Here is a 4,279-nt window from a genome sequence, read left to right as displayed (position 1 = left end):
GCGGGGTGCAGCGCGCTGGCGCAGTTCGCGCTGGTGGTGGTTGTGACGCGGGCGTTCCCCGCGGAGGAGGCGGGGGCGTTCTTCACCGCGACCGCGCTGGCGTTGATGGTGGCGGGGATCGCCAAGCTCGACGCGGGGAACGGGCTGGTGTACTTCGTGGCGCGGGCGGTCGACGGCATTTCCGGATATATCCGGGCGGCGCTGGTGCCCTGTCTGGTGGTCTCCGGGCTCGCGGCCGTCGTGCTGTACCCGTGGCTGGGGCCGCTCGCGTTCGTCCTGCCCGCCATGGTGGCGGGTGACGTGCTGCTGGCGGTGACCCGGGGGTTCGGCTCCATGCGGCCCACGGTGTTGCTCGACGGGGTGCTGGTGCCCTGCTGCCAGCTGGCTCTCGTGGCGGGCGCGGCGCTGGCGGGGGCTGCCGGGTGGCTGCCGGCGGCGTGGGGGCTGCCGTACGTGCCGCTGCTCGTGCTGGCCGCGATGGCGGTCAGGGGACGGGTGGCGCGGGCGCCGTACCTGCCGGGGACCGTACGGGAGCTGTGGCGTCACACCGCTCCCCGGTCGGCGGCCGGGGCGATCCAGGCGGTGTTCCAGCGGGTGGACATCGTGATCGTCGCCGCGCTCGCCGGCCCGGTCCAGGCCGCCGTGTACACCGCCGCCACCCGGTTCAAGGTCGTCGGGCAGCTCGCCAACCAGGGGCTGGCGCAGGCCCTCCAGCCCCGGCTGGTCAGGGCGCTGGCCGGCGGCGAGCACGAGCTGGCCGGCCGCCTCTACCAGGCCGCCACACTCTGGCTGGTGCTGCTGACCTGGCCGGTGTGGCTGGCGTACGCGGCGCTGGCCCCGTGGGTGCTGCGGCTGTTCGGGCCCGGGTACGCGGCGGCGGTGCCGGTCGCGCTCGTACTGGCCGGGACGATGATGGTGGCGACGGCCTGCGGGATGGTGGACGTCGTCCTGACCGCCGCCGGACACACCGGGACGAGCCTGGCCAACTTGCTGGCCGCCGTCGCCTGCACCCTCGTCCTCGACCTGGCGCTGATCCCGTCCCACGGGGCGCTCGGGGCGGTCGCGGGGTGGTCGGGCGGCGTGCTGGTGAAGAACCTGCTGCCGTTGTGGCAGTTGCACCGCCGCTACGGCCTCCACCCGTTCGGCCGCCACACCTTCGCCGCGCTGCGCGTCCGCGGGTGGGCTGCGGCATGAGCCGTCCTCCCGTCCTGGTGACCGGGCTGCCGCGCAGCGGGACGAGCTGGGCGGGCAAGATGCTCGCCGCCGGCGGCGACCTGATCTACGTCAACGAGCCGCTCAACCCGCAACACCCGCCCGGTCGTTGCCCCGGCGTGCTGAACGCCCGGGTGACCCACCGGTTCCAGTACATCTGCGACGACAACGCCGCCGACTGGCTGCCCGCCTTCCGCGACACCGTGGCGCTGCGTTACCGCTGGCCGGCCGAGCTGCGCGCCAACCGGTCGCCGTACGATCTCGCGCGCCTCGTCCGGTACGGCACCGCGTTCGCCTACGGCCGTCTGACGGGGCGGCGGGCGTTGCTGGACGACCCGTTCGCGGTGCTGAGCGCGGGCTGGTTCGCCCGGCGGCTGGGCTGCCGGGTGATCGCGCTCGTCCGCGACCCGGTGACGTTCGTGGCGAGCTGGCAGCGCCTGAGGTGGACGGTGCACTTCGAGGAGTTGCTGGGGCAGCCGCTGCTGGTGCGCGACCATCCGGAGGTGCGGGAGCTGCGGGCGCTCGTCGGCTCCGGGGACCGGATCGCCAAGGCCGCCGCCCTGTGGCGGGTGACCCGCGCGATCCTCGACCGCACGCCCGGAATCCTCGTCACGCCGTACGAATCGCTGGCCGCCGACCCACTTCCGGCCTTCCGCCGCCTGTACGCCTACGCGGACCTGCCCTGGACCCCGTCCGCCGAACGCCGCATCACCCGCGCCTGCCTCGCCCCCTCCCCCACCGGCCGGGCTCGCGGTTTCACCTGGACGGGCCTGTCCCGCACGGCCTACCGCCCCATGAACTCCCCCGCCTCCCTGACCACCGCTCTTCGCGGCCTCACCCCGGAAGAGGCGACCCGCATCCGTACGCTCACCCGCTCCTGACACCCACGCACCCGCTCCAGCGCCACCGACCGGTCGAGTGTCAGCGGCCGTGTCAGCATCGCGACGGCTCGGTATCAGAGCGGTCGGTGATGGTGAATCCCATGAACGGTTCGGAGATCGCGGCCTCAGGCCCGCGCGAGGCACACACAGACCAGATCAAGCCCGGAGGACGTATGCGGGCCTTCCGCCGTGTGGGGATCACCACGGCGCTGGCCGCCGCACTGCTGGGCGGGGTGGCCGCCTCCGGGGCGGCCGCCGCGGACGGCGGGCAGGATCGTCCGGAACTGCAGAGGGCCATCCAGGCATTCGTCGATGCCGGTTTCGCCGGGGTGCAGCTGCGCGTGAACGATGAGCGAGGCGAGTGGGCCGGCAGCGCCGGGGTGCGCAAGCTGGGCACGACCGCCAAGCCACCGACGAACGGCCACTTCCGGATCGGCAGCACCACCAAGAACTTCACCGCGACCCTGATGCTGAAACTGGTAGCCGCCGGCGAGGTCGAGCTCGACGCCCCGGTCGCCGACCACCTGCCTCAATACGGGCTGGACCGGCGGATCACCGTACGGATGCTGCTGCAGCACACCAGCGGATTGATCGACTACACCTTCGACGTCCTCCCCGACGGGACACAGGTGTCATTGATCCCATGGCAGGGCGTGGAATGGGTGGACAAGCGGTTCCACACCTACAAGGACGACGAGCTGGTACGGCTGTCGCTGTCCAGGCGGCCGAAGTTCGAGCCGGGGACGGGCTGGAGCTATTCCAACACCAACTACGTGCTGGCCAAGCTGCTGATCGAGAAGGTCACCGGCCACTCCTACGCCGTGGAGATGCGGCGGCGGATCCTGGGGCCGCTCAAGCTGGAGGACACCGTGGTGCCGGGCGCCCGCTCGGACATGCCCGCGCCGTACGCTCACGCCTACTACCGCTACGAAGACGCCGGCCAGTGGAAGGTGATCGACGTCACCCGCCAGAACCCCTCCTGGATCTCCGCCGCCGGTGAGATGATCTCGACCACCGAGGATCTCCACACGTTCTTCTCCGCGCTGAACGACGGCACGCTCCTGCCGGCCGCGCTGCTGGCCGAGATGCGCGAGCCACACCCGGGCAGCGCCGGCCTCTACGGCCGCTACGGCCTCGGGGTATACGTGCAGGACACCGGCCCGGACTGCGCCGGCGTCATCCTCAACCACAACGGCAGCAACAACGGCTACGGGGCGCTGATGTACAGCACACCCGACGGCAAGAAGACCATGACCGCCTCGATCACCAGCGGCGACGCCGCAATGGACGTGGCGACGGAGTTCCCGAAGGCGTTGAACGACCTCATCGACGCGGTGTTCTGCGACGGGCAGGCCGCGTCGGCCGACGCGCCCAAGCCGGCTCAGTAGCCGGCGCCGAGCACCGGGCCTCGCGATCGGCGTGGCCCGATTCACCGGGCGGCCGCCGCCCGGGCGGCCAGGGCCGTCGTGAGCAGCCGGGCGGCGAAAGGCAGGTCGTTCACCAGGTAGCGGCGGGTCAGCCGCCGCGGCTCGCAGGCCAGCCGAAACGCCCACTCCAGCCCGGCCCGGCGCATCCACTCCGGCGCCCTGGGCAGGGTGCCCGCCGCGAAGGCGATGGCCGCCCCACATCCCAGGAACCACGCGTCCGGCAGGTCCTCCCGCAGCTCGTCGGCCAGCCGATCCTGGCGCGGGAACCCGAGCCCGACGAACACGATCCGCGGCCGGGCCGCGACCACCTCCCGCCGCACGCGCGCCCGCCCCTCAGCGGTCGCGTCGAACCCGTACGGGGGCGCGCTCACGCCGCTGACCCGTAACCCCGGAAAGCGCCGGCTGAGCGTGCTAGCCGCTCCTGCCGCAGCTCCCGGCGGCCCGCCGAGCAGGTGGACAGGCCACCCCCGGCGTGCGGCGAGCCCGCTCAACGACCAAAGCAGATCGGCTCCCGTGACCCGCTCCGGCACCGGCCTGCCGAGCAGCCTCGCCGCCCACACCAACGGCATCCCATCGGCAACCACGATCTCCGCCGAACGCACCAGCTCCCTGAGCGTGGAATCCCGAGCGACCGCCCGACAGATATCCACATTCGGCGTAACGATCCGCCCGCCTCGCCCCGCCTCCAACGCCGCCTCAACCCACCGAACGACGTCATACTCGGCGACCGCATCCACAGCCACCCCGCCCACCACCACC

At 72.5% G+C, this 4,279-nt stretch carries 4 protein-coding genes; 3 read left to right on the top strand and 1 reads right to left on the bottom strand.

Annotated elements, in window-relative coordinates; translation table 11 throughout:
- From C1J01_RS46540 to C1J01_RS46530, 3 genes are all read left to right on the top strand, one after another.
- Positions 1 to 1,194, top strand: a 1,194-nt coding sequence (locus C1J01_RS46540; RefSeq protein WP_111185397.1) for a lipopolysaccharide biosynthesis protein, incomplete at its 5' end; no start/stop codon positions are given.
- A complete protein-coding gene (locus C1J01_RS46535) occupies positions 1,191 to 2,093 on the top strand; it encodes a sulfotransferase (RefSeq protein ID WP_111185396.1) in 903 nt (300 codons plus the stop codon). The genes C1J01_RS46540 and C1J01_RS46535, both read left to right, overlap by 4 nt.
- 101 nt (positions 2,094 to 2,194) lie before the next feature.
- Positions 2,195 to 3,481 carry a serine hydrolase domain-containing protein gene (locus C1J01_RS46530; protein ID WP_111185395.1) on the top strand — a complete coding sequence of 429 codons (1,287 nt, stop codon included), beginning with the start codon at positions 2,195 to 2,197 and terminating at the stop codon, positions 3,479 to 3,481.
- Between the two features lie 41 nt (positions 3,482 to 3,522).
- On the opposite strand, the gene C1J01_RS46525 is transcribed toward C1J01_RS46530, so the two are convergent.
- Positions 3,523 to 4,263, bottom strand: coding sequence for a WecB/TagA/CpsF family glycosyltransferase (locus tag C1J01_RS46525; protein WP_220040459.1), 741 nt, complete (start codon positions 4,261 to 4,263; stop codon positions 3,523 to 3,525).
- Between the last annotated feature and the right edge of the window lie 16 nt (positions 4,264 to 4,279).

It is taken from the genome of Nonomuraea aridisoli, from assembly GCF_003236395.1.
GTDB lineage: Bacteria > Actinomycetota > Actinomycetes > Streptosporangiales > Streptosporangiaceae > Nonomuraea > Nonomuraea aridisoli.
The sequence above is the reverse complement of the archived record's forward strand: the minus strand, read 5'-3'. Positions and strand labels throughout refer to the sequence as shown.